This is a genomic window from uncultured Butyricimonas sp. (assembly GCF_959596855.1).
GTDB classification, from domain to species: domain Bacteria; phylum Bacteroidota; class Bacteroidia; order Bacteroidales; family Marinifilaceae; genus Butyricimonas; species Butyricimonas muris.
On record NZ_CAUFYA010000001.1, the window covers coordinates 96485 to 122284 of the forward strand.

General features: G+C 44.0%; 15 protein-coding genes. All 15 read right to left on the bottom strand.

What is annotated here, in order from left to right; all coding sequences use genetic code 11:
- Nucleotides 1–238: 238 nt before the first annotated feature.
- The 15 genes from Q5866_RS00360 to Q5866_RS00430 all read right to left on the bottom strand — a co-directional run bounded on the left by Q5866_RS00360 (nt 239) and on the right by Q5866_RS00430 (nt 25783).
- Nucleotides 239–1519 (bottom strand): thioredoxin domain-containing protein, encoded by a 1281-nt coding sequence (locus tag Q5866_RS00360; RefSeq protein ID WP_186974950.1) that lies wholly within the window; start codon nt 1517–1519, stop codon nt 239–241.
- A 52-nt stretch (nt 1520–1571) separates the two neighbouring features.
- Complete coding sequence (locus Q5866_RS00365; protein ID WP_303178064.1) at nt 1572–2378, bottom strand: hypothetical protein; 807 nt, start codon at nt 2376–2378, stop codon at nt 1572–1574.
- 9 nt (nt 2379–2387) lie between these two features.
- On the bottom strand, nt 2388–3089 hold the full coding sequence (locus Q5866_RS00370) for a hypothetical protein (RefSeq protein WP_186974948.1): 702 nt from the start codon (nt 3087–3089) through the stop codon (nt 2388–2390).
- Complete coding sequence (locus tag Q5866_RS00375) at nt 3074–4651, bottom strand: RagB/SusD family nutrient uptake outer membrane protein (RefSeq protein ID WP_186974947.1); 1578 nt, start codon at nt 4649–4651, stop codon at nt 3074–3076. Before Q5866_RS00375 ends, Q5866_RS00370 begins: the two co-directional genes overlap by 16 nt.
- 11 nt (nt 4652–4662) lie before the next feature.
- Nucleotides 4663–8232 (bottom strand): SusC/RagA family TonB-linked outer membrane protein, encoded by a 3570-nt coding sequence (locus tag Q5866_RS00380; RefSeq protein ID WP_303178066.1) that lies wholly within the window; start codon nt 8230–8232, stop codon nt 4663–4665.
- A gap of 82 nt (nt 8233–8314) precedes the next feature.
- On the bottom strand, nt 8315–9460 hold the full coding sequence (locus Q5866_RS00385; protein WP_303178068.1) for a FecR family protein: 1146 nt from the start codon (nt 9458–9460) through the stop codon (nt 8315–8317).
- Nucleotides 9461–9867: 407 nt separating this feature from the next.
- Nucleotides 9868–10410: a sigma-70 family RNA polymerase sigma factor gene (locus Q5866_RS00390; RefSeq protein ID WP_186974944.1), complete on the bottom strand. Its 543-nt coding sequence runs from the start codon at nt 10408–10410 to the stop codon at nt 9868–9870.
- A gap of 108 nt (nt 10411–10518) precedes the next feature.
- Nucleotides 10519–11172: a hypothetical protein gene (locus tag Q5866_RS00395; protein ID WP_186974943.1), complete on the bottom strand. Its 654-nt coding sequence runs from the start codon at nt 11170–11172 to the stop codon at nt 10519–10521.
- 563 nt (nt 11173–11735) lie between these two features.
- Complete coding sequence (locus Q5866_RS00400; RefSeq protein ID WP_186974942.1) at nt 11736–12830, bottom strand: TlpA disulfide reductase family protein; 1095 nt, start codon at nt 12828–12830, stop codon at nt 11736–11738.
- A gap of 98 nt (nt 12831–12928) precedes the next feature.
- Nucleotides 12929–16234 carry a metallopeptidase TldD-related protein gene (locus tag Q5866_RS00405; protein WP_303178072.1) on the bottom strand — a complete coding sequence of 1102 codons (3306 nt, stop codon included), beginning with the start codon at nt 16232–16234 and terminating at the stop codon, nt 12929–12931.
- 53 nt (nt 16235–16287) lie between these two features.
- Nucleotides 16288–17850, bottom strand: a complete 1563-nt coding sequence (locus Q5866_RS00410) for a DUF4998 domain-containing protein (protein WP_186974940.1) — start codon at nt 17848–17850, stop codon at nt 16288–16290.
- A gap of 3 nt (nt 17851–17853) precedes the next feature.
- The gene (locus tag Q5866_RS00415) at nt 17854–19188 is read right to left on the bottom strand and encodes a DUF4959 domain-containing protein (RefSeq protein WP_186974939.1); all 1335 of its coding nucleotides are present in this window, start codon (nt 19186–19188) and stop codon (nt 17854–17856) included.
- A 35-nt stretch (nt 19189–19223) separates the two neighbouring features.
- Nucleotides 19224–21146, bottom strand: coding sequence for a RagB/SusD family nutrient uptake outer membrane protein (locus tag Q5866_RS00420; RefSeq protein ID WP_186974938.1), 1923 nt, complete (start codon nt 21144–21146; stop codon nt 19224–19226).
- A 17-nt stretch (nt 21147–21163) separates the two neighbouring features.
- A complete protein-coding gene (locus tag Q5866_RS00425; RefSeq protein WP_255469404.1) occupies nt 21164–24457 on the bottom strand; it encodes a TonB-dependent receptor in 3294 nt (1097 codons plus the stop codon).
- Nucleotides 24458–24745: 288 nt separating this feature from the next.
- Nucleotides 24746–25783: a FecR family protein gene (locus Q5866_RS00430; RefSeq protein WP_186974936.1), complete on the bottom strand. Its 1038-nt coding sequence runs from the start codon at nt 25781–25783 to the stop codon at nt 24746–24748.
- Between the last annotated feature and the right edge of the window lie 17 nt (nt 25784–25800).

Below are 25800 nucleotides of genomic sequence, written 5' to 3' on the forward strand. Positions count from 1 at the left end.
AAATCACGGCTGTAGAAATTACAGTCGTGATTTTATCCTCCTAAATGACAATATTCGTTACATTGATTTCATAGACATAACATGATAACATATTTATACACCGAAGGGTGTAGCATAGATATTTTATACCTTGCCACACCCTTTACACACTACCAGCTTCCTCATTCAGACGCCATCATGAAAATCACGCACCATATTATGTTTTTCACTAACGTTCATACGTTCTCCCCCACAATCATCATAACCCTTGCAAACTCTGTTTGATAATCTCTTGCATTTGTTGCATCTGCATTTGGTCTTCTATTTCAGCACTGACCAAGTAAGCTTGATTGAAACATTGTTTCGCTTTCTCCGGATTATCGGTCTTCTGAAAACACTGACCTAACATAACCAGTAGCCGGGCACGAAACATGGCTTCCATATCCATCTCCAATGCCTTTGTAATCCACGGGATACATTTCGTGTAGGCATTTTGTGACATTTCTCCCTTGTACACAATAGCTAAATCCTCCAAAGCCTGCGTGTAATCCACCAAGGTTACCTGCTCTCCTTTACCCGTGAAATACTTGTCCATATTCTCAAAAAATGCCATCTCGTTGTGACGGTACAGATTATACGTGGCATCCGCCAACAAGGTCATCGCATCCAACACGGACAACGTACCGAACGAAAAACCGGAATATACCTCTTTCAAATCCCCGTTCACACGGCTCAACCGCTCCTTGTATGCCAGATTTCCTCTCCGGCACAGGCGGATAATATATCCGTTATTCATGCCGATAATATAGGAAGCAACGGCATCCTTACCGACAACAGTAACAAATTTCGGGTAGTTCGCCACCACAAAGTCAAAAATAGGATCTTCTTTATCCGTCTGCGGGTGAAACATGGTCAACAACGCGAAATCCGTCTCGTTAATCATGTTTTCCAGCTTCTTATTCTTTAAATATTCCGGGAAAAGGCTCTCGACACGGGTAGCCCATTTCTGCCGTTCGTAGCCGTTCCGAGTCATCATGAAAACAGGGACATTCAACAACAACTGTTGTTGCACGTCAATGTCCTTTTTATTCTTCTTGTATTTCTCGTACAATTGTTCAAAACTCAATTCCTCTCCTGCGGCTATTTTAGCTTCTCGTATCAACATATCGGGAGCGACAGCCCCCCGTACCCGCCGGATCTCTTTTTCATCTTTGGCTCTGACAAACACGAGAGTAGGCAAAGCCGTCACATCGTATTTTTTGGCAATCTCTTTATTCTCTTTCGCATCCGCATCTACCTGCACGCACACGAAACGGGAGTTAAAATAATCTCCTACTTCCGGGAGCGTAAAGACTTCCGCCGCCATTTGCTTGCAGGGGGCACACCAGTCCGCATAAAAATCGACAAACAAATCTTTATTCTCTTTTTTTGCCTTCTCCAAAGCCTCTTGAAAAGTACCTTTAAACAATTCCATTTGGGCAGCAACCTCCCCTGATGCTCCCCCTATCAGGAACACCATTAAAATAAATATCTTTCTCATACTATTATGCTTTATTACTTTCGGTCTATGCGAAGGCATAGACCGAAGCTGATTACTCTACATCTCCCCCTTCATCAATTTCATCCATAACCAGAAAGGTAAAAACATCTTCCAACACTTTTGTTCTTCCCTCATTCTTGATTTCCAGCGTTATCGTATACGCACCGACAGGCACATCCACGTCTATACCGACATAAATCCGACCGCCTCCCATAACACCCGCATAAGTCATAAACTTGGCGGCATTCTCCATGTTAGCACTCTTCACCCCGACAATCGAATACTGCAAAGGTTCGGTTCCCTTCACCCCCTGTATGCGTGACGAGGTCCATGGAAGTTTAAATTCGATACGATCCTGATAATCGGAAATTTTCTTCGCCATAATAGCCGGATCTTCCATTCCCAATCCTTCCGCTATTTCTTTCAATTCTTCGTTAATCTCATCCTGTTCATCCTGTATCGGATATACCTGCTCCCATACCTCATCAAAGAATATATCCAATTCCTCTAGTTTGGCATTAATTTCCTCTTCTCTATCCGGAGTGGGAGGATTCTCATAATCATACAACTCGTCAAGCAGAGCATCATATTCTTTTTGAGGTGCTTTCATTGACTCTCTCAGTACATCAAGTTGCTTCTCCAGCTCCACCAATTTTTCGTGTTGCTCCACCGTCTGCTCCTTAAAGGCATCCAAAATCCCTTGTAATCTTACGATTTCTTTTTTTACATTGATTATAGGCAAAGTATCGGGAGTATATCCGGCAATATCCGTGTACAAGTATCCGACCGTGATATCTTGGCAAGCAAAAAACAAACCGGAACACCCCAACAGTAATAATATTATTATTGTCTTCATCATCGTTCTGTTTTAAAAATCCCTTAACAAAAATTCATATCCCATCGCCTGCACCACGCCGTTATTTGTCTGTATATCTGTTGATCCTACAATCCAATTCTCCGCCGTGGACAACCGTTTAGCCATATTAAGCGAGGCATAGCCGGCATGTTGTACTCCCCCGTAATCTCCTCTCACTACCCACAGGAAAAGTTCCGACAACATAGTAGGCACCACAATCCCGTCGATCTCCTCGTATTCTTTCTTACTCTTACCATCAATCAACTTACGATTACCATCGGGGACATCATCCAGCATCAATCGCTTCGTCACAATCAGGCTTTTCAATAGAGGCACACACACGGACGCCGGAATATCCGTTACCCGATGCCAGTACTCGCTATCGTCCACCTCTTCTCCCGCGAGCTTATCTTCATCCAATTTCCGGTTGTAATCGAGCATATAGCGCACGATTGTATTATTCGTGATACCGAAAAAAGTAATCTGTTTGTACTCTCCCGTGCCCTCGAACAGCGGTTTCAACCCGGCGTGATCGATCATAATCATCGTCGAATCCCAGTTATACCGATCCGTTTTAAAGTACTCCCACATAGAGCAGTCATGAACGCCGTTTGCCAAACCGCTATCTATATAATTATATTTGGTGCATGAACATATCCCGATCATCCCCAAGAGCATCACCCCTCTCAATAGTTTATTTATTTTTGCTGCCATAACCAATAAGTATTTTGTTTCATGAATGGATTTTTCTTATCTGCACTATGCATATAAACCGGCAAATAAAGAGCCCCGTTCTTTACCTCCTCGTCGGTCAATGTCTTGTAGTTCCCTTTCAATTCATCCCGGAAATAACCGTTCCGCACAATATCGTAATAGCGTTGTCCTTCCCCGAAAAGCTCCCGCTCCCGTTCATGGAATATCTCCTTCAATAAGCGTTTTTTCTCCGTGGAACCGTTATACCCTCTCAATCCGGCACGATCGCGTACCCGGTTCAAATCCCCGACAGCCTCCGCCATTCCCAACTGAGCCCGGCACTCTGCCCGCAACAGAATCAAATCTGCCAAACGCCAGACGACACGATTCCCGTCCATAGCGATCAACTTAGACCCACCTTGAGTCACATTGGGGTTTTTAGAATAAGTTTCATCCCGCCATTTATTGATAAAAGCATAGCTGGAAACGTACTCCACTTCATACTTTTCACCGGTTTCCGGATCCTCCTTCTCGATAAGCAAGGTTTCTCCCAACTTATACCAAAACTCCTTTCTTCGGTCGTCCGCGGCCTCGTACATCGCCTCCACGGCACGAACCGTAATCCTTGGCATACTTCTAGCCGATGCTATTGTACTCGGATCGGTCACGCCATAAGGATAATGTACCAAACACAACCCGGGATAACGCATCTCCAGAGAACTACTATTATACCAATTATCATCCACGTCATTCACTTCTATTGCGAGAATAACTTCCTTCGTACCCCGTCCCTTGCCAAAAGTATTCTTGACAAGCGAGGCTATATCATCTTCCAAGCCGTAAGTTCCCACTTTCCCGTCGATCACGAGTGAAGCTTCCGCTTCCGCTTTTCTCCAGTACTCCTCTTTCCCGTAAAGCCCCCCCATCCACGCGTAAATATTCGCCAACAAGGTATGTACTGTTCCCAGACTGGCATACTGCCGGGAAGTTATCGCCCGTCCGTTGGCATCCGTCAAATGCTCGTACGTCGGCAAAACCCGCTTTGCAGCCTCCGCCCAACGAATAGCCTCCGCCAGAACCGAATCTACCGGACTTTTGGGTTGAACGGTCGGATCTTCCGAACCGGGAGCAATTGGAGCTTCCCCCCAGTCTTGAGCTAAACGGAAATACATCAACGCTTTCACAAAATCGGCTTGGGCAATCCAGAAATCAGCCCGTTCTTTCGAAATGTTTTCAAAACGGGAACGGTTTTCTCTTAACATATTTGCCAGACTGATCGCCCTGTAATGAGCTTTCCAATTTATCTCAGATTTATCCAAAAAAGATGCCGGGTTCAATTCCTGAAATCCCGCCGCGGTAGTATTCGGTCTGTCTATCTGCAAACCGGCATACCCGAACGCGGAAACACGGGGAATGGCACACACCAATTTTTCACTCTGAAATATCGAGATCAAAATTCTCTCCAGATCTTTTTCATTCTTGAAATAATTCCGGTAGGTAACAGACACCTCCGACTCCACATCCAGCCAGTCATCACACGAGAAAAGCGGCAGGAACAATATGAGAAACAATATTTTTTTCATGATTCTTCTCCTTAAAAGTTTATGGTTAATCCAATGGTAAACTTACGAGGCAACGGGTATCCCGATAATAAATCCACTCCCTCCGTTATATTGACAATCTCAGGTTCCGGACCGCTATAATTCGTAAGCAGGAACAAGTTTTCGGCAGTTAAAAAAACACGCGCACCGGATAACCCTATTTTCTTGGCAAAACGTTCGTGCAGGTTGTACCCCAAGGTCAACTGTTTCAAACGAAGCATATTGACATTCTCGATATCACAATCATAATTCCCGGTAAATTGATCATTCAGATCATACGAGATCAACCGAGGATAATCCGGATTTTTACTATTCGGTCCCGTCCACGCATTAATCCTATTCACATCGACAAACATAGGTCGCATCTCGCCCGGATCAACATTCAGGGAACGATCATCATATAATTTCAATATATGCCTCCCGAGAGAATATACAAAGAAAATATTCAAATCAAATCGTTTCCACCTGAGCTCGTTGGCAAATCCGCCATGAGCGAGAGGCAAGGGACTGGCAGCATAATACTTATCGCTCTCTGTAATCCTCCCGTCCCCGTTCAAATCAACCAATCGTCGGGTCCCGGGGAAGAATATATCTTCTATCCTTGAACCGCTGAGAGGCTGGGGTCTCGAATTAGACTGATAATAATAAGGCACCTCGTCCATACTGTTATAAAATCCGTCCGTTTTATAAGTTCTGATATTGTATAAAGACTTCCCGATAATATTATTATCAAAATCGTAACCGTCATTGCTTTTCTCAAAACGGTTCCAGTTCCGGGAAGCGTTCAGTTTAGCCCTCCACGACACGGCGGATTCCCTCAGAATATCCACGGTCAACTCCATCTCGATTCCTTCATTCGACACCCCAAGGGCATTTTGCCACTGAAAATACTGATAATTCAAATCACCGCCTAAATCCATCCGTTGCAATTGTCCCTTCGTGTAACGATAGTAATAATCACAGGTCAATTTCACCCGGTAATCGAACAGACTGATATCCAACCCGAAATCATATTGATCCGTTTTCTCCCAACTCAATTTACGATTCAATAATCCGCCATCCATATCAGGTCCCATGCCGGCCTGTCCAAAAAAAGACCCACCGGTATTCCCCATTAATCCGTGCGCGAGATAACGTTGTGAAAACTTTTGCCCCGAACGTCCCCAACTTACGCGGAGTTTCCCGAAACTCAACCAGTAGAGATTTTTCAGGAAAGATTCATCCGAGAAAACCCAGCCGACAGCCACGGAAGGAAATGTAGCCCACCGCACGTCCTCACCGAATACCGACGATCCATCCCGGCGAAGCGTGGTCTCGAACATATATTTCTCCTTGTAATTATACCGCAAACGTCCGAAATAACTATTCATCCGCTCTTCTTCCAAACTCGACTCGTATTCAAATGCAGATCCCCCCTCGGGATTTGTTTCCCTGTCGGATTCTTTATTATTGTTTATCAATCCGTTACCCTCTCCCCATTCTCCTTTAGCGTAATGAACGAAATCATTAGGTCCGCCCTGCGCCGATCCCTTATTATTGTATGTTTGATCTTTCTGGAAAGAAAGTCCCAACAAAAAATCAAAATTATGATCGTTCTTTACCGTGAAATTGTACGATAATAAGTTCTCGTTAATTAATGACAAATTACGTCCGATAGTACCGTTTGTAACAGACCTGTGGAAATCCTTGTCAGCTGTACTCGGAGAAAAGTTGTTCTGATTCTGCTGATTGTAATCCACGCCACCGGAAACCCGCAAATGCAGGTTACGAATAATCTCATAATCCAATACCAAATTATAACGCAATGAATAACTTTGGTTTTTTTCTATATCCGCGTTCAATTCATCAAGTATGTATTTACTCACGTAATCATTGCCCGGCTTCAAAGACGATTCCGTCGCCACGTTGACACTAATCCCTTCCACTTTCTGTCCCTCGCCACCTCCACCCCGGCTTCTCTGGCTATAGGTCAATGACAACTGGTTATCCAATTGGATACGTTTGGAAGGATACGCTGTCAGGTTCGTGATCACGTTCACCCGTTCAAAATCAGTCCCTAATACAATACCCTCTTCCTTGTAATACCCGGCACCGATCATATAACGCATCGTTTCACTTCCTCCCATGGCCTGCAAGTTGGCATTTAACACCTTTGCCGTCCGAAAAGCATACTTCCACCAGTCTGTCGAATTATTGTAAAATTTATTCAAACTATCTTGTATCATAGCAGCTTTATACCCCTTGTCGGGAGTCCCGAAAAACCAGTCGTATACCGGATAATTGTTATCCTTGGTATAGTTATAAACCTCTTCATAGGAAGTTGGGATCACCCAAGTTTGATCAGCTTTCTGGTAAGGTTTTATCGTGTTCTTCAATGCCTGCATGGCATAGCGACGTGTCATATTTCCGCCCGTCTGCACGGGTGTCTTGGGTAACCAAGAGGCAGAATAGGAAGCATTCGCCGTGAATTGCGCTTTACCGGCACGTCCTTTTTTCGTGGTTATCAGAATAACCCCGTTACCGGCACGAGAACCGTAAATAGCGGCAGAGGCGGCATCTTTTAACACCTCTATGGATTCGATCATGGACGGGTCCAAGTCGGAAAGCGTGTTCGAGCCGGTAATCGGGGAAGTAAATGCCTGCATCGGCACCCCGTCCACCACGTAAAGCGGCGTCCCGTAGCTCCGGTCAGCACTCTCTTCTGCCGTTCCTCCTTTGGTAAAAAAAGAGTTATACCCCCGGATAGCCACGATAGCCCCTCCGCCACCGGGAGCACCGGACATATTATTCACTTCGACTCCCGCCATGTGTCCCTGTAACAGGCTTTCCAAGCTATGCGTGGGCAATTCCTTGATATCTTCCGCTTTCACGGAAGAAATTGCACTGATCACAGTCCGTTTTTTCTGGGAGCCATAAGCAACCACCTGCACTTCATTCAAGCCGGTAACTTCCTCCTGTAAAACAATCCGAATAGAATCCGTTTTTTCCGTGAATTCGAAGCTTCGGGATTTGTACCCTACGAAAGAAAATTCCAGCTTCCCGCTCTTGATTGGCAAAAGCAAGACAAATTTCCCGTTCTGATTCGTCGCCGTACCTACCGATGTATTAGCCAATCGGACGGTCACACCGGGTAATATTTCTCCCTTTTGATCAACCACAATACCTCTCACTTCCTTTTTTACCGGTTGTTCGGATTTATCCGCGGCAACTCCCGCTTTCAAGGAAAGTACAATAGTCTTGTCCGATATGGAATAAGTCCACACGGTTTTACGCAAACAACTATCCAAAACGGTCGTGAGCGGTTGCTCGTTCATCGATAAGGTAATTCCACTCACTTCCCGGGCTTGATTGCCTACAAAAAGATAGCGGTAGCCTGTCTGTCGCTTGATTTCGTCCAAAACGGACACCAAAGAAGCATTTTTCACGTTAATTGTCACCTTTTGGGCGGAAGCCACGGTAGCACTTAACGATAGAATCGCGCAAAAAAGAAGCATAATCATCTTTCGCGAAGACAAAAATCTTTTCATTTTTCCCCTCGCTGGGGAAAGTCGATTTTTTTTCATAGATTTGTCAAATTGGGTTAAACACTAAATTATACTCTGGATAACCTATATGATTCGGGAAACGGTCAGGTTTCCCGAATTTTTACAGTTCCTCTTTTTCCTTGGATAATATTTCTATTTTATCGTCATAATAGACCACTTTAATCTCATTCGTCAATTGCAGTATATTCAAAAATTCCTGTATCGATTCGTACCGTCTTAGCGAACCGAACAAACTTTCGTTTTGCAGTTTTTCGTCTATCACGACCTCGATATCGTACCACCGGGACAATTTTCGACCGATACCGACAAAGGATTCTCCGTCAAAAATAAATTCTCCTTTCCGCCACCCGGTATACACTTCGGTACATACCTCCCGCACGGATAAGGTCGAATCCCCAAGGGCAAACACGGCTTGCTGCCCCGGAACGAGCAATTCGTCCCGCGCTCCCGTGTGAACCTGCACTTTTCCCTCTTCCAGAGTTACCTGTACCGTCGGTTCGTCGGAATAAGACATCACGTCGAACGAGGTTCCCAGCACACGTACATCCACCTGCTCCGTTCTCACGATAAAAGGCACGCCCGATTTGGCCACCTCGAAATAAGCCTGTCCTTTCAAGCTGACCACACGGCTGTCCCCGGAAAACGCCACGGGATAGGACAATTCGCTCTCCGCGTTCATCCATACCCGAGTCCCGTCGGCAAGCACCAATTTATACTCGCATCCCTTGGGGATTACCAACTTGTGGATTAAAGGAGCCTCTACTTCCCGGACATTTTCCCGATAGCTTAACTCCTCCTTTTTCGTGTTGCTCACGATCACCCCTTGATTTTCAAAAGTAACTGCCGTCGCTAAATCAACCCGTCCCGTATCTCCCACGACAAGATAAGCCCCCGTATGTTCGCCGCCAATTGCCACCATTTCCTGCATCACAACAGGTTCCGACCGATTCACCCACGAAACAATAATTAACCCGGCAGCAACAGCCGCGGCCCCACTCCATCCGATCCTCCGGATACGTCTTACCCGGCGCACCTTTCTCTTGGAATTTACCTTTTCCAACGCTTGTTTGATATCGATACCCTCGAATTCACTCCATCGTTTTTCAAGTTCACTGCCGTCCAATCGCCCCCTCAACTCTTCCCGCACGTCCTTTTCTTCTATATATTTCTCCCATTCTTCCGAACCGGACCAGAGTTCACGAGCCACCTTATGGGCTAAATTGATATATCTTCGTAAATCTTTCATTCGTCATTCATTTATATCCATAACGACTAACGAATCCGAAGTGACTAAACAGACTCTGATTTTAACATTTTTAAATCTTTCCCGTGCGGTTATTCTCTACAATCCAATACGCATGAACCACGGTTTGAATAACATCACCGGAGTAAAACACCATTCAATACCGGATAATATGGAAGAACTATCTTTATCGGAATATTTAAATCCATTTCAAGGGCATTTCATATATACAAACCTATACCAAAAAACAATTACTCCACCACATTTTTTTATCCTGATAGGTGTTTCATGGGGGTAGAATAGAAGTATGATAGAAGTATCTCCCAATCAACACTCGGCAAGCCACCAAGTATATACCCGTTACGTTACTGACTTGGGTAGGTTTACCTATAATGTTCCAAGGGAACTCATTAAAGCAGTCTAAAGACAACCAATAAAAAGATTCGTGAAGGAAGCGTGTTTTTTAATAACGAGATACCCCGTTGCTTCTGAGCCCGCACGGTACTGGGCTCAATACCTAACTGCCGGGCTATTTCCGTGCTATTATAACCGAAAAGCGAGAGGCGCATCACTTTTGCACATTCGGCGGGTAATAATTCTATTTCCCGTTTTAAAATAGATAAAGTTTCCGTTTCAATGATCGATGCCAGTATCGATTCTTGCGATACCTCTGTCCCCACATTCTCTTGTTGATGTTTCTCTACGATTTTCAAATGCTTGATGTAATCCAGACAACGATTACGCACGATAACATAAAGATATGAACTCAACTCTTCTTCATCCTCAACGGGAATCCCTTTCTCGAACAACATGACAAATACATCCTGCACTACATCCTCTGCCGCTTCCATGTCCTTCAGCACACGGGACGCAAAAAACGCCAATTCCCGATAATACTTTTCGAAGACCCGTGTACATATTTTATCTCTATTCTTTTCCCGATCCAGAAGCATATTTGAAACATTTCGCAACAAATATACAATACAATTTCAAATATTAAAATTATATTTCTCACTGTATTGGTAATTATCACATCCATTTCGCTAAAACGATTCATATTTTCACTCCAGCGTTTTTAGTATTTTCAGTTGGTCGCATGTTCCGTACGTGTCGTAAACATACCAATTCATATTCTTGATAATGTACTCTTTCCCTAATCCGTCAAATCGATCGTCTGAAGACTGAAATTCAACTAGTTTTATTGTTTCACAGGTTTGCTTTTGCAAGTTATTGCAGAGGTCTTTCATCATGTTTTTCGGGAGAGAATCTAACATTTGAAATATATTGTCCGTCATTTCGAACCCAACAGTGAAAACACATCCTTCTTGATTGATATAAAGTAGAATAGCAAAATTTGCCGAGGATAAACACTTCTTTATTGATGTTTTTATCTCGGTCGGTACAACATTGTACCAGACACTGTCCTGCCAATTGAAAATAGACTCTCTTGTTTCGTTGGATATAAAACGAGTATTGATTCTACCCGGAGATTTACTCTCGAAATTTTGAAATTTCTTTTCAAAATCGGGAAGTTGTAATCTCCAATAATATATTTTCCCTGTTATATAAGAACTTGCTTTTATAGGTACAACTTCTAAACCGTTAATCACTCTTGACGGCAAAGTATCTACAATGACAGGATTTTTATCAACCTGAGCTTCAGCCAACGTGGCACATAAGAGACTGCTCAATAGTGTTTGAATTACTTTTTTCATAATTCATAGATTTTTAATTAATAATTCTAATTTGTAACCCGCGGGTACAAGCCAATCTTTATATTTTGCCAACAGATAAGGGGCATACTCGTCGTATTTTATTTTATACTAAAAGCTGACAATTATACGGCCTCGTCGGGTTTCCGTTTGCTGATAGTTCAAAATTTCATATTTAACACTTCGCACATGTTGTATATAATTTTTAGGTGGGAACGAACCCGGAAAAGGATTATCATATATCATGCAAGAGATTATAGAATCTCCGCACACTTGAAAATATTCCGGGATATACAGGTTTGCACCCTCTTCTCCAGCAAAAGCCTGAGGTGTTAAATCAATTCTGTATTCCCGACTATCTATTTTTGCACGGAGAGCTTCTTCAATCTCCTTTTTCGACAAGTTTTCATGTAACGAGGCACATGACGATAAGCAGATTAACGTACTTATTACCAAAAACAGGAGTAAGTTTTTTTCATAATCGCTATTTTAAGAAGTTAAAATAAAAAGCCGCCTCAAGGATGAGAACTGAGACGGCTTCGAGTTTAAACCACTCTTCTTTGAACCTATTCTTTCTTCTTTTTCAGCATCTCGTCAATCTTTTTTTCGAGGTCTCTGCCGCGAAGGTTTTTAGCCACGATACGGTTTTCCTCATCGAGGATAAAGGTGCAGGGGATGCCTTTCACGCAGTATTCGGCGGCGATTTCGGAACGTTGTCCTTTCAAGTCGGACACGTTTTTCCAGTTACAGCCGTCTTGACCGATAGCAGCCAACCAAGCCTGTTTGTTGTCATCAATTGAAACACTGATGATTTCCAAACCTTTCGGGCGGAAGCGTTTGTAAATTTTTATCAGATTCACATTTTCTCGTCGACAAGGACCGCACCAAGATGCCCAGAAATCAATGACTTTCACTTTCGCATTTGTCTCGTGCAAAGAAAGTACGCCACCATCGGACAACGCCGCACTGAAATTAGGGGCTATGGCTCCTATCGCTATCTTCTGTATTTTTTCCAGTTCGGTAGCGATTTGTTTGCCGAAAGGTGTAGCCTTAGCCTTCTCTCCCAGTATCTCGTAACGCTCTGCCAGTTTCGTCTCATCAAGGGTTTGCGGCAACTTGGCAGCTATCACGTAAGCAGCGACATACGTGTCATTGTATTTTTTTAATAGAGCCAATTCTTCAGCTTCCATTCGTGCGGCAATTTTCTTGAACTCTTGTTCTAGTTTCTGCGCTTGTGCCGGATTTGCCCGTGCTTGTGCTTGCAATTGCTGTCCGCTTTGCGCCAGATATTTGTCCAAATCGTTGAATTCTTTCCATATTTTCTGCGCTTCACCGCCACCCTCAACGATCAGCTCATTGGAGCCCACAGCAATCGTATAGTTCGCATTCTCCAGCATCAAAGCTGCTAATATTGCATTTTTTTTAGTTGGCATCAAGTATGCTAATGTCACCTCCGGCATTCTGCCTGTAAACTCAAAAACCCCGTTCGCAACCGTGGCCTCGCCTATGTCGACCATCCCATTTTCCGTGCTGGCAACCAGTAGTAATTTTCCGTTGACGGAGTTGTCCAACCGTCCCTCGATCTTGTAGCTATCACCTTGTGCCATACTCACGATAACACAACTTAATAACAAGCATACAGTAAATAAAATCTTTTTCATTTTCTCATTTAGATTTAAAAGAGGTGACCGAAAAGTCCGTATTTTATTCAGGATGACAAGCGGGGACTTTTCAGACAACCTCTATGTTAATGATTTAATTATTTCTGTTCCCGTTGTCTCGGGAGTTTTAGTACAGGTTCTTTTTCCGTTTTCGGGTTTGCCTTATCGATTACCAAACCGTCCACGATCATCCCGGCGGGATAGATCATTGAGGCGGGAGATGAGTTAGGCAAGTAGTTCATTACCTCCTCCTTTGAGGATATCGCAACTAGTTTCAATAACTTGGTCAAATCCGGCATACGGAAGCCCGTTGTACGAACCCGTGTCTCTTTTCCATCTTTGAGATCAACGCGGTAAACCACGAGTGCCGACCCAGAAATCCCTCTCACGATGTAAGCGCACGATTGTCCGGCTTCTTTAGCTGTCTTAAGCAACAATTTTTTCATTCTCTCATGAGTCATTGTTTTTTCCGCCTGCACGTGAATAGTACCCGTTCCGGTCGCTAGCGTAGGGCTTTGCGGTGACATCATGAAACGGGAACTACCGGTTGTTTCCGGGGCTTTCAATGTCGGGATACGACCGTTCAGCATCTTTTTGAACACACCTTTCTCGACAAGTACCATTTCTGCTTCCGGAGTCACACCGTCACCATCAATCTCGTAATAGCCATATAACGGCACGCCGTTATACTCTTTCATGGTCGTGTAATTTTTTACAGTCAGACGATTGTCCATGATTTTTTGCCCGAATTGATCTGCCAACCCACCTCTCGTCGGGGAAAGCGAACGGGCGGCGACTAATCCGCCACGATACAGGAGGTTGTTTGCCAGAATAGTTGCCACGGCTCCTCCCTCGAACATGATCGGACCATTGTAGTACTCTGCCACCGGCGGTGCCGCTTTCAATTGAAGTAATCCTTCGGCAAACTCTCTCACCCGTTCTTTCAACTTCTCGACGGAAGGAATTTCCGCCGGAGTCAATAGTGAAAGAGAGAATGAATCACCTAGATTCGAGCCATCATCTCCTCGTGTTTCGGCAGAAACTGTCACGTTCACGTATCCCCCGGGTTCCTTCAACTGTACCCCTTCAGTAGTTAGCCGGTACATATCTATCTCCGTTCCGTTGATTACCACACTGGAATTGTAAATATCCTTGTACTCGTTAAATACTGCCGATGCTTCAACCACGAGTTGTTTCAAAACAGCTTGGTCAATGTCATATTTCATTCGACGTTCCTGCAAGCGGGTCACAGCCGGTAATGGTTGCATATCCGCCAAAGCCGCTTCTTCTGGTGAAAGGGGATTTTGTTGCAGGTAATTCGCTTTCTGTGCCATCATGCCCAGCGAATATTTGTACATCATATCCGACGACTCCCAAAAACCTCGTCGTATCACGTCATAATCCACTTCCGACGGTAATTGTGCCGGGGCAATTTGTTCCGAGTACTGCACGTCACTGTTGTTCTGGTAATCCCCAAGCATTAACTGTGTGCCACCATTCATTTTCCATGGTGAAACACTCAAATGCAATAACCCTCCCAATGAGCCTACCGCTTGAAAATGACGGTAACGAGCTACCGTGTATGAGATGTAATAGGGTTTCGAACCACCCGGCAACACAAGGGCAGCGTTATTACGATCCAGTTCGGAACGCATGGCCGCGAAAATCGTTTCGTCCGTGTTACCGATAACTTTATTTTCCGGTTTCGGTGAAGGTAAAACCGGGGCTATATCACGTGCTTGTGCACGACGTTGTGTTTCTATCTGGCTCACGAATATCGTGGGTGATATTGCCGTCACGGGTACCCAACCTGATTCCGCACCACAAACGCCCGTGAAGACTTTTGGATTGTTACCGGCCGCCGTGATATTAGAAAACATTGACAAGGGTGTTCCGATCATGTCCACACCCCGCACCAGTTGATCCGGACGACCATCCACGAACACCCGGTACACTTCCAAGGGAGTCACGTTGAACGAGTTCAAACTTCCACCCTCGCCCGTGTACGTGAAACCGCTTGTCACGGTACGGAAATAATAACCGTATTCCTTTCCTTGTTTTTTAGCTTCAGCCGTTAGCATGGCACGCAATTCGTCTTCCGTGTAGGGGCGTGTCGTTTCGATGATCAGATTGGATTGTCGAGACACGGGATCACCTCCCCCGGAAGTACGTCCGTGACCATTGCTCTCGGGAAAACCATCCAGCGGAACCCGACTCATCAAAAATTCTTTCAACACACCATTCACCACGTTGTCCACCCGGCGCCCTTTCACGCCCTCGTCATCGTACACGTAGTGACCGTAAAGATCCGTATCGACATAAGATTTGAGTAACGGATCGCTGTAAACTTGAAATTCAGCGGGTAAGACTTGTTCACCTACCATTTTCTTGAACGTCTGCCCACCCGATTTCAAACGGTGACCTTCCAAACGGTGACCGAAAATCTCGTGAAAGAATACGCCGCTTGCAGGTCCCGATAGGATTGCAGGACCCGTGTACGGGTCAGCTACCGGTGCGTCACGCAAAGCCAGTAATCGTTTGATCATATCCTGTGCGTCAACAATCATCCGATCATTATCCGGCAATTCGTCAGGCGTGTACGCGAAATAATCCATGTTCAGCGGCAACTCCATTCCATCATCAGCTTTCAGTGATGCCATCAACATCACCCGAGTAGCTACCCGGTTCTGCACCACTACGCTTCCCTCGCTGTTCACGAAATAGGTACGTAAAACTTGAAAATTAAAACTAGCAGATCCTTGGCGCAACTCGGGACAAGTCTTGAACACGGCGGAAACCTCATCCATTCGCTGTTCCCAAGCCCGTTTGATATCCATCTTTTGTTTTCCGGCAGCCACGGGAGCCTCGTAATAATGTTCCACCGGAGTCTTGGAAAAACACGGTGCTTTATCCTCGTCCGCCACGCTTACCGCGGCTTTCATCTTTGTTTGGTCATACATACTCCGGGCAAACTCGTAACGTTTCAACGTCTCCCGCCAGATCGCTTCCCGAATGGCATCCGCATCGTCGTTCAAAGGTAGAATTACTCCTTGTGCGCCTTGTGCGTTAGCCCCGGAAACACCGCCCTGCATGTTATACTTGAAGTTATCCAGTTCCGGGCTTCCCAAGCGAATTTGCGGCACCAGTGTCCGCATACGGTTTTCATTTGCCGATACCACAGCCCCGAACGAACTTACAACTGTAATGGTGTAGTCGTCCATCGCCCTCATATTCATATAGTAGGGTGCGTTCTCTTGCTTTTTTAACTCCTCCATGTTGTACTTCAACTCCTGCTTCATCAATTGCAGGAGGCGCTCCTCCTGCTCTTGACCGAATACCCCGGAGAAAACCAATAACAGTACCCCACTAAAAAAGAGCCTGATTAAGTAATTGATTTTAAACATACTTTTTTAGTCGTATTTGATACACGGTCGCTCTCGCAACCGTGTATATATGATTATTTATAGATAACAACATCTCCTAACTTACACTTGGTCGTACCTCCTGCATTCACTCCGTCACGCAAGGTAAATTTGATATATTTTACCAATCGGCTACCCCCGGCATCGGAAATCGGTAATAGAGTCACCTCTCCCGAACCACGTCCCAAAATATTGGTCTCTAAAAATGTGACATTTTTCCAAATGACGCCATCGGTAGAAGTCTGCATGGTGATCGCAGAAGGAATTACATATGCTGCTTCCTTGTCCGCTTGCGGGTTATAATTCGGCTGTGCTACTTTTATCCCTTTGATCTCTGTTTCCGTCATGAATTCCATCATCATTTCATAGGTGCGTACAGATGTAAAAGAAGTTGTTTCCCACACGGTAGAGAAGTTGTCATCTAACAAATAATCCAAGTCCGCATAAGGATCAACGGGTGTGCATAAAATTCTGTTTCCATCGTTAAACATCCTTAACTCTTCCTTTTTTACGGTGTTTAATCGAGGTAACACAGGATACCCTTTGATATCCATATAATCTATATATTGGCTACCCAAATAATGTGCATTATAACCAGGACCGTAAGAATCGATCCTCATACCCAATATTTCGTTTGCCTTGTTCAATACCAGCATACTTTTTTTCAGAGGCCCCAGTAATTTACTCATGTCATACGGTGTATTGGGAAAGCGCTGTAAGTAACGATTTTTGCCGAATATGATTCTTTGCAGCTTCGGGCAATAAAGTACATCTTCAAAAGTTTCGATATCGTAATCGAACTCCAGTTCTGTCACATTATTGATAAACTCCTCAAACTTCTCTTCCTTTTCTTTTGTAGTCGTTGAGTAGCCATAACGCTGTTCTATCGCACTAACGAATCCCGCACTGTAAATCTTCTTTCGACTTACCGCAAACGGGTCGAAGTCGATCACATCTGGACAGTCCGCCACTTTCCCTTTGCGGAGTACATAGACCGTATCGGCAGGATTCATACTCACGTCATCAATCGTGATAAGAGTATTACTTGTTGCTTCACGGAACGTATAGTACTGAGTTTCTCCGTTTGTATCCTTGTATTTCAATTTCAACTCCTCGATATTCTCGTTCCAATGGTCGGAAAAGAAAATCATTTTATTTTTCAAGAAATAAGATTTCACGACACCCCTCGTGAAGGCAAGCATAATCTCGTGCTGCCTCGTGTAAGGACGTCCGTAGGTTGTTTCTCTTAACGACTCGTTCCCTGCCTTATCCATAGCGCAAACATCGAACCGATATGTCCCGTCCGCCAAATTCTTTAACTCGAAAGAATCGGATGTTTTCGGAAGTAATACCGAATCTTTAAGGTCTTCGAATGACCATATTACTTTTATTTTATCGATCGTGGCATCTGTACCATTTATCCAATCCACGACCAAACCTTCCCATCTGGGAGTAGCATGGACTTCCGTGCACATTGCCACGTAATGGATCTTTCCGTCTCCGGAAAAGTCACTATACGTATCCTCCAAGCTTTCGCTGCAACCGATCAGCAATGCCGCCGCCGCAAATAAGTTTATTATGTGTTTTCTCTTTCTCATGGTTTAGTTCTTTTTTACATAAACTTCTAGTTCGTGCAACGTGAAATACTTTTCCTTATTTCGATCTATTTCCGGATTCCTCCCCTTGAACGTATCATTTACTATAATTTTCAGATAGCGATAAGTTTGGGCGCGTGCAGGGAATACAACATCCACATAGACCGGATCTTTCTGGGCAAGTTCATTTACGTCTTGCGGGGCAAATTCCAGTTGCGATGTGAGATTCGACCATTTGTTTTTACCTGTAGCCAAAGAATCCTGATGCAATTTACCCAAGTACTCCCACTTGCCGGAATTCGGATCCGGAGATTCATTATTACCATACACCACCACCTTACAAGGCACTTTGTCTTCGTAAGAACCTAACCATACTTCTCCCAACGCGAACCCCGGAGTGGCATTAATTGCTCGTAGCGGGTAGAGGCAGTACATCCGGATCCAAGCCGGTATTTTCTGTTCTCTCATATCAAGTATGATAGGCTTTCCATAAGCCTGAGGACCTGCCAGATAGGTTGCATATACTTCCGTACACGGTTGACTTATCGGATTTTGGGAAGCCGAGGCGATCAAACGCTCTTCTCCTTTTAACTCCCCGTCGAACAAATATTTCACTCCTGTTTTCGCTTTTTCATTTTCCACGGAAGGTCCCTTGAAATCATCTGCCGTCATCGGCCATTTTTCAGTCTGATAAGCATCTATATCCGGATAGATTTCCTGTCTTACCCGATAGCCCTGAAAATCCTCCGTACGGATAACCACCGTGTTCTTCGCTCTTTCCTGCTGCACGACAAAATTCAACGTGTCTCCTGCCCGAACAATCGGGAAACTCTTTATTAAAATCGTGTCTTGCTGATTTGTTACGGGATTGGTTCCCAAATAAAAAACATGAGCCATTCCGGTTACAACCGAGGGACTTTTATAGATTACCCGGAAACCGTTCCATGAAGAATATACTTCAATATCGTTAAAAAATGCCCAAGGTGCGCTATCCAGCGTGTTGAACTTATATTCTAAGGGCTCGGATTCTACATTGTTCTGGTTGACAAAAGTGATGCTGGCACTTGCCTCTTGTGCTCTGGTAAAACCATCCAGCAGGAGTGAATCGCCACTGTAACCACAGGCTTTCAATACCTTATTCCCCTGTGCATCCAAATACCGAATGTTCATGGCAAAGATATCTCTATTATTCGGTAGAGTATAGTGCATCATCGCTCCGCCCGCCACAGGCATAAACTTAAGTTCCAAGCCTTCCGTTGATGTCTCGAAAATGACATTATCATCATTACAGGAAACAAAACCCAGTAACAGGAAGAATAATATCCATTTATGTTTTTTCATCGTCTGATATTTTAAAATGTATTGTGACTGTTCTTTTACCACCCCGGATTCTGTACCATTCCGGAGATTAAAATCTCTTCGGCATCAATCGGTTCGAAGTAGTCCCGGGGTGCCACGAATTTATTTTTGCTCCATACGACAACCGGTCCGTTCTCATTGTTATAGAATGATTGATATGTTGTTCCGAGGATATTCCAGCCGTATTGTTTCTGATTCATCTCCTGAGGTGCGATCAGCCAACGGCGAATATTCCAATAACGGTGTCCCTCGAACGCAAATTCAATATTACATTCCTGACGAATGATATCACGCATACCGACTTGTGATTCCACTTTCGTGGGGTTGTTGGAGTAACTCCTCCAAGCCTCCCGTACCGGTAGGATTCCTGCCCGTTTGCGTACTTCATCAAGCGGATTGTACACCCGATCATCCGGTGTCTCCAGATACTCGTTCCAAGCTTCAGCCTGCATAAGGTAAACCTCGGCAAGACGAATGATCGCGGCTGTTTCTATTCCCTGTAAGTTATTCGCATAACCTTGGGTGGGAAACCACGAGAAAAGGTGTTTTTTCAACCAGTAACCATTGATGTTCTGCCAAGTATTACTAACGATAATATCTGCTTGCGTACCCCAAGGCTCTTCATTTTTATGTGCTTGCACGAGTAAGTTATAATCATCTTGCAGCGTGTTATTTCCCCGTTGCCAGTACATCCGGTCGCCAGCAATACTGGCATAAAAACGAGCTTCCCGTTTCAAGTGAAGATTTACTACTGACGTATTCAACGGGATCACATTTTCGTAAAGCTGACTACTCTCGGAACCCAATTTGTAGCGATTTCCATAAGCCCAGTCATTGTCGGCATCAATCGGTAACCCGTGTTCCGTGTAATACATCTCCACCATCTTCATCGAGGGAGAGAGACAGCCGAGTGCACTACCTTCGAAGTTTTTATTATCGCCGACCAACCTCGGTAAAGTAAATGTATGAAATCCAGAAACATATTTCCATTCTAACAGATATTCTTGATTGTCAAAACGAGAGAATGTGGTATTCTCGATGTCATACATAGTGTTTAACAACTTTGTTTTTTTTGCACTATACCCGGAAGATAATTTTCGATCTCCCTGCAAACATATCTCGATTGCTTTGTCTGCAGCTTCGGCAGCCAACAACCATTTGTTCCGATCATAAGTTTTGTTAAAAAGCAGTTCTCCGTTCTTGTTCTTAAAATCGGAATAGAACACGTTCCCGTTAAAAAGAGGAGATGCGGCATAAAGCAGCACTTTGGCTTTCAGCGCATATAATGCTTCTAGACAGAACGTGTGTCCGTTGTTGGATAATCGCTGGTAATGCATAGGCATATATTTCATCGCCTCCTCCAGTAAATTGACGATTTCCTTGAAACAAGTATCCACGGGTTGACGCGGCAGTTGATACTTCGATACATCTAAATCTACCGGCATATTTTGGGGAATCAGACAAATAGGACCGTAACGACGTACCAATTCAAAATAGACAAACGCCTTCACCGCTTTCACGTCTGCTTTCCACCAGTTGCGATCGTCTTCATCAATATTATAAGTATGATCTATATTCTCGAGAAAAGTATTGCAGTTCCGAATAATAATATACATTCTATACCACAGGGAACCATAAGGTTTTTGTGACATTTGCAGCCCGTCAGCCACTTTCAATCCGTCAAGACCATACATATCCGAATTATATAAAGCCAAGCAGGTCACGTACTCGTCGGCACCCATATAGGAAATATTTGAACGAATATCCGTCATTACGGTATTCAAATCACTGTAAATCCCTTTCCACCATGCCTCTGCTTTTGTCCGTTGCTCGAAAATCGACTCCACCGTTTCGATGTCCTTTTCCGGTACCATATCGAGATAGTCACATCCGGGGAGGAGGAGAACAGCACAAAATATAGATAATAAATATTTTTTCATTGTTACATTTATTTAAATTAGAAACTTACGTTCAAGCCAACCGACCAAGTGCGTTGAATCGGGTAGTTAAAACCGCTGTCTCCCAATTCCACGTCCCAAATCTTGAAATTCGTGATCAAGAAAGGATTATTAACACGAGCATAGATTTTCACGCTTTGCATTTTCAATTTTTGCATCACCTTCTGTGGGAAATTATAGGCCAAATCGATAGAAGTACAACGCAGGAAGCTACATTCTTGCATAAAATAAGTCGATTTCCGCTCTTCAGCACCACTTTTCCAGTCTTCCTGAGGATTATGTACCTCGATGGATTGCGTGGAAAGACGCGGCCAGAAAGGACGTTCTTGCATATTATTTGTACTCCAGTGATCGTCATAAATAGCTTTCAACATCGCCCGATTCTTCACGAACGGGCTGATTTTCTGCGGGTCCACGAAGAAAGCCCGTTTTCCTGAGCCTTGAAAAGAGAAGTTGAACTCGATGTTTTTGAAAACAAAAAGCCCGCCAAACCCGTAAATAACACGAGGTGTACTGGGAAAACCAATGTAAGTGGCATCATTCACGTCTATCACGCCATCGCCATTCAAATCACGATAGCGAATATCTCCCGGCATCACATCTCCACCCTGCCGGGGAGAATTTGCAATTTCTGCCTCGTCACGGAAAAGACCTTCGGCTATGTAACCCACCTTTTGGGATAATTCATGACCTTTTTTCCGTTGCCATGCCGGTTTGTCGGTAGCCTCTTCAATTTCTTTAAATACAGCCTTATTGTAAGTGAACGTACCGTTCAGTATCATCCAGAAGTCTTGGGAAAACATATGTTGCACCTTACCCGCAAGGTCTATTCCCCGGGAACGGGATTTACCCACGTTCCCGATTTGCATCATCTCCAAACCGGTAGACGAAGGCATCGTGTAACGGTAGTCAAGAATATTGTGGCGTACCTCCTGATAGATATCTGCGTTAATATCCACGATCCCGCCGAAAAACTTAGCTTCTATACCGAAGTTGATTTGCTCGGCAATTTCCCACGTGATTTTATCGTTAGGATAAGCCGTGATTTTATATTTTTTCATCTGTTGTCCACCCGGAGAAGGATCCATAACGTTTTCCGTTTTTATTAAAGGTAAATGGGTGAAATGCGGATCATTAATAACCCCATCATTTCCGACCTTACCCCACGAAAGACGGAATTTCAAGAAAGAAAGCCAATGGGCTGTATGGTTCGCCAACAAGCTCTCTTTTGATGCGATCCAAGCTCCGCCGACCGAGGGGAAGAAGCCGAATCGATGATTCTTGGCAAAACGCTCGGAACCGTTATAACCGAAACTGGCTTCTAGGAAATATTTACTTTTAAACCCGTAGGTACCACGCATGGATAATCCCAAATTCCGACGAGGAATACCGTCCAGTACGGTCTGTGTCTGAGAGGTTGAATTCTCTTGCGCATTTAATACCGCTGTCAAACTGGTCTGGTGTTCTCCCCAAGCTGCCACGTGCAACCCCTGTATCTCGTAAGTCATCTGCGTGGATTGAGAACCACCACTTTGTTGTCCGTCTTTCTCCAATGTTCTTGATGCATTAAGCGAGTTTATCGCGTTTAGCTTATGCACACCGGTTTCAAAATCATAACTGGCTAAAGCATACCTATAAGGATCGGTAACATAAGCGTTGACATAGTATCCCTCCTGATTCAGCGAAACGGAAGCCCGTAATTCCAATCCTTTGAGAATGGGTGAAAGATTATGAATATACTCCGCCCGAGCTACCGCCGAGTAACGACGGCGATCTTTGTATCCCTTATGAAGTTCCATATAGGGATTAGCCGTATTCTGGTCTACGGCTCCGAAACGAAGATGCGGCCAGGCAAATGTAGCATCTCCCGGGTAAGTCGGAGCAAAATCCACAGGCGAAGCGTTGAAAGCCATACCGTAAGCCTGTGTTACATCTGCATAAGGACCGTGATATTTATCCAGATTGGCTGAGGAGTTAATGTTCAGGCGAATCCCAGCACTTAAGTCTATATTCAGGTTCGCGCGGAAAGAGAATGTACTATTTTCGATATTACATTTAAACTGGTTCAAACGGTCGGTTTTCAACATCCCCTCATCCCGGACGTAATTAACAGAAGCATAGTATTGAACCTGACGAGAACCACCCCGAAGATTTAGGCCTGCCCGATGATTAATGGAATAGTCGTGAAACATGATATCATACCAATCATTGGCGGGATATACCCAAGAAGGATAAAGAGGAGAACCTGTACGTTCGATGCGCTCCACACTATACTGGGGGGTTGCTTCAGGATCACGAGACAGTAATGCCCGATTGTACATTTTCATATAAGTAGTGGGATCCACCACCTCAATTTTCCTCGTTGGCATACTTACAACAGCTTCGTAACGGAAAGAGGTATAGACACTACCTTCCTGCCCTCTTTTAGTCGTCACAAGGATAACCCCGTTAGCTCCTCGAGCACCGTACATCGCCGTGGCAGAGGCATCTTTCATCACGCTGAAACTTTCTATATCCTCCGGAACCATACGAGAAAGATCCAATTTTGAAGATTCCACTCCATCGATTAATATAAGAGGATCAATGTTAGCACTCGTTTGGAATGAAGTAATACCCCGAATGTAGAATTTGGTATTCATCTCTTCTTCCGTCAGAGCCCCGGGAAGTCCTCCCGTCTGCCACCCGATCATTCCGGCGATTTTTCCAGCAAATTGAGATGTCAAATCACTACTTGAAGATTTTAAGTTTCTTGCATCAACAGTAGTAATTGCAGAGACCACACTTTCTTTTTTCTGCTCGCCGAAAGCCACGACGGTTACTTCCTCGAGATTCTCTTCCGTGGGAATTAATCGAATGTTGACTTTATCTTTCCCCTTTATTTCTACGACTCCTGTTTTATAACCGATAAAAGAAACCCGCAATACATCTGTTGCTCTTGCCGAAATAGAATAACGTCCATCGGCATCCGAGGATACTCCTTGAGTGGTTCCTTGAATAAGCACTGTTGCACCCGCGATCGGATTTCCTTTTTCATCCACGATTTTACCACTGACTTTAATCAGATTCACAACAGGTTTTTGCCTCAAAATAATCACAATACGATTACTTTCAATGATATAATCGTAAGGACTATTACCTAACAAAATATCCAAAGCATTTTCTACCGTTTCATCTTTCACCTCTAAAGAGAAAGGACGATTTTTATCTATTTTGTCATTACTTTGGAAACCATAATCTATTCCCGTCTGCCGATTAATCTCAGCAAGAATTTTCTCTAAAGTGGCATTTTTCATAGAAATGGTCACTTTTTTCTGGATATTGTCAAATATATGATTCGTAGCCCCGCACATACTCAATGGTATGGAACTAAACGTAGCAAGCATAAAAAAAATGCACAATACGTATTTTTTAGGCGATAAGCATACCGCTCTTGATTTTTTTTGCATAAATTTGTAATACTATTTGATTAAAAAGTAAATATCATTTAGTAACACATTGCGATCGCTAAAGGTCCAATTTTATGTAATCGCAATTTGCTCTAAGATTATCCCGCCTTGCGGGATATCTTTTTGGATTTTCTGTTATCTCTTTATAATGTAATGCCCCCTTTCTTTTACGAATTTACAATTTGTCATCAACTCGATAAACGAAATCACTTCATTGATCGGAGTTTTCTTGTTCAGATTCATGGTTACTTCAATTATTGTAATATCGACCTGTGGTTCAAATTCAACTCCATACCACGCAGAGATATCTTCCAATACTAAATTCAATTTTTTATCTTGATATTTAAATACCCCGTCCATCCATGCCGTAGCGTATCGGGTATCCACTTGCCGCACTTCAACATGACCGGAGCCGGAATCATAAGAAACTTGTTCACCCGGCGTAATTCGGATCTCATTTCTGTTAGGTGATTGGAACCCTATATTACCTTCAACCAACACCGCTTCGAGCGTATTCAATCGAGTTGTTTTAACATTGAATCGTGTTCCATAAACCCGAATTTTCGAACCGGATACATTTACCTCGAACGGTTTTTCCGACTTCGTAACATCAAAAAATGCTTCTCCGGAAAGCTCCACTTCACGCCGTTCCCCGATAAACTCGACCGGATATTTCAAACGACTTCCTGCATTCAACATTACCCGAGTTCCGTCGGCAAGCGTAACATTGTACATATATCCGGCAGGAATCACAAGTGCGTTGTACTCCACCCCCCGGGTATTATTCACCATCGAGTCATAAGCGATATGATTCTCTTCCACCCGAATATTCGACCCATTAATTGTTTCCCCTACATTTTCTTTCTGCAAGTTCACACTATTACCGCCGGAAAGAATCAACGTGGGAACAGCAACTTTATTTTCAACCTTCACGACCTTGGTCACCTTCACAGCTTCAACCAACTTATGTTCCGGCTCATTTATCCACAACAAAGTAAAAATTATCCCAAACAGAATCACTGCTGCTGCAGAACTCGTACCCCAAATCAAGCGACGACGCAACTTCATCCGGCGGAGACGTCTGTCAAAGCGAAGTCCGGCAGCCTCCACTTCTTTGTCTGAGGGGATTTTTATCGTATCTATGATTTTTTCTATATCTTTTTCAGTTTTCATAGCTTATGCTTTTACGT

Bases quoted from the DNA above. Each gene is read 5' to 3' on its own strand.
- Q5866_RS00360 (WP_186974950.1), bottom strand. From the start codon at position 1,519: ATGAGAAAGATATTTATTTTAATGGTGTTCCTGATAGGGGGAGCATCA.
- Q5866_RS00365 (WP_303178064.1), bottom strand. From the start codon at position 2,378: ATGATGAAGACAATAATAATATTATTACTGTTGGGGTGTTCCGGTTTG.
- Q5866_RS00370 (WP_186974948.1), bottom strand. From the start codon at position 3,089: ATGGCAGCAAAAATAAATAAACTATTGAGAGGGGTGATGCTCTTGGGG.
- Q5866_RS00375 (WP_186974947.1), bottom strand. From the start codon at position 4,651: ATGAAAAAAATATTGTTTCTCATATTGTTCCTGCCGCTTTTCTCGTGT.
- Q5866_RS00380 (WP_303178066.1), bottom strand. From the start codon at position 8,232: ATGAAAAAAAATCGACTTTCCCCAGCGAGGGGAAAAATGAAAAGATTT.
- Q5866_RS00385 (WP_303178068.1), bottom strand. From the start codon at position 9,460: ATGAAAGATTTACGAAGATATATCAATTTAGCCCATAAGGTGGCTCGT.
- Q5866_RS00390 (WP_186974944.1), bottom strand. From the start codon at position 10,410: ATGCTTCTGGATCGGGAAAAGAATAGAGATAAAATATGTACACGGGTC.
- Q5866_RS00395 (WP_186974943.1), bottom strand. From the start codon at position 11,172: ATGAAAAAAGTAATTCAAACACTATTGAGCAGTCTCTTATGTGCCACG.
- Q5866_RS00400 (WP_186974942.1), bottom strand. From the start codon at position 12,830: ATGAAAAAGATTTTATTTACTGTATGCTTGTTATTAAGTTGTGTTATC.
- Q5866_RS00405 (WP_303178072.1), bottom strand. From the start codon at position 16,234: ATGTTTAAAATCAATTACTTAATCAGGCTCTTTTTTAGTGGGGTACTG.
- Q5866_RS00410 (WP_186974940.1), bottom strand. From the start codon at position 17,850: ATGAGAAAGAGAAAACACATAATAAACTTATTTGCGGCGGCGGCATTG.
- Q5866_RS00415 (WP_186974939.1), bottom strand. From the start codon at position 19,188: ATGAAAAAACATAAATGGATATTATTCTTCCTGTTACTGGGTTTTGTT.
- Q5866_RS00420 (WP_186974938.1), bottom strand. From the start codon at position 21,146: ATGAAAAAATATTTATTATCTATATTTTGTGCTGTTCTCCTCCTCCCC.
- Q5866_RS00425 (WP_255469404.1), bottom strand. From the start codon at position 24,457: ATGAAAAATGCCACTTTAGAGAAAATTCTTGCTGAGATTAATCGGCAG.
- Q5866_RS00430 (WP_186974936.1), bottom strand. From the start codon at position 25,783: ATGAAAACTGAAAAAGATATAGAAAAAATCATAGATACGATAAAAATC.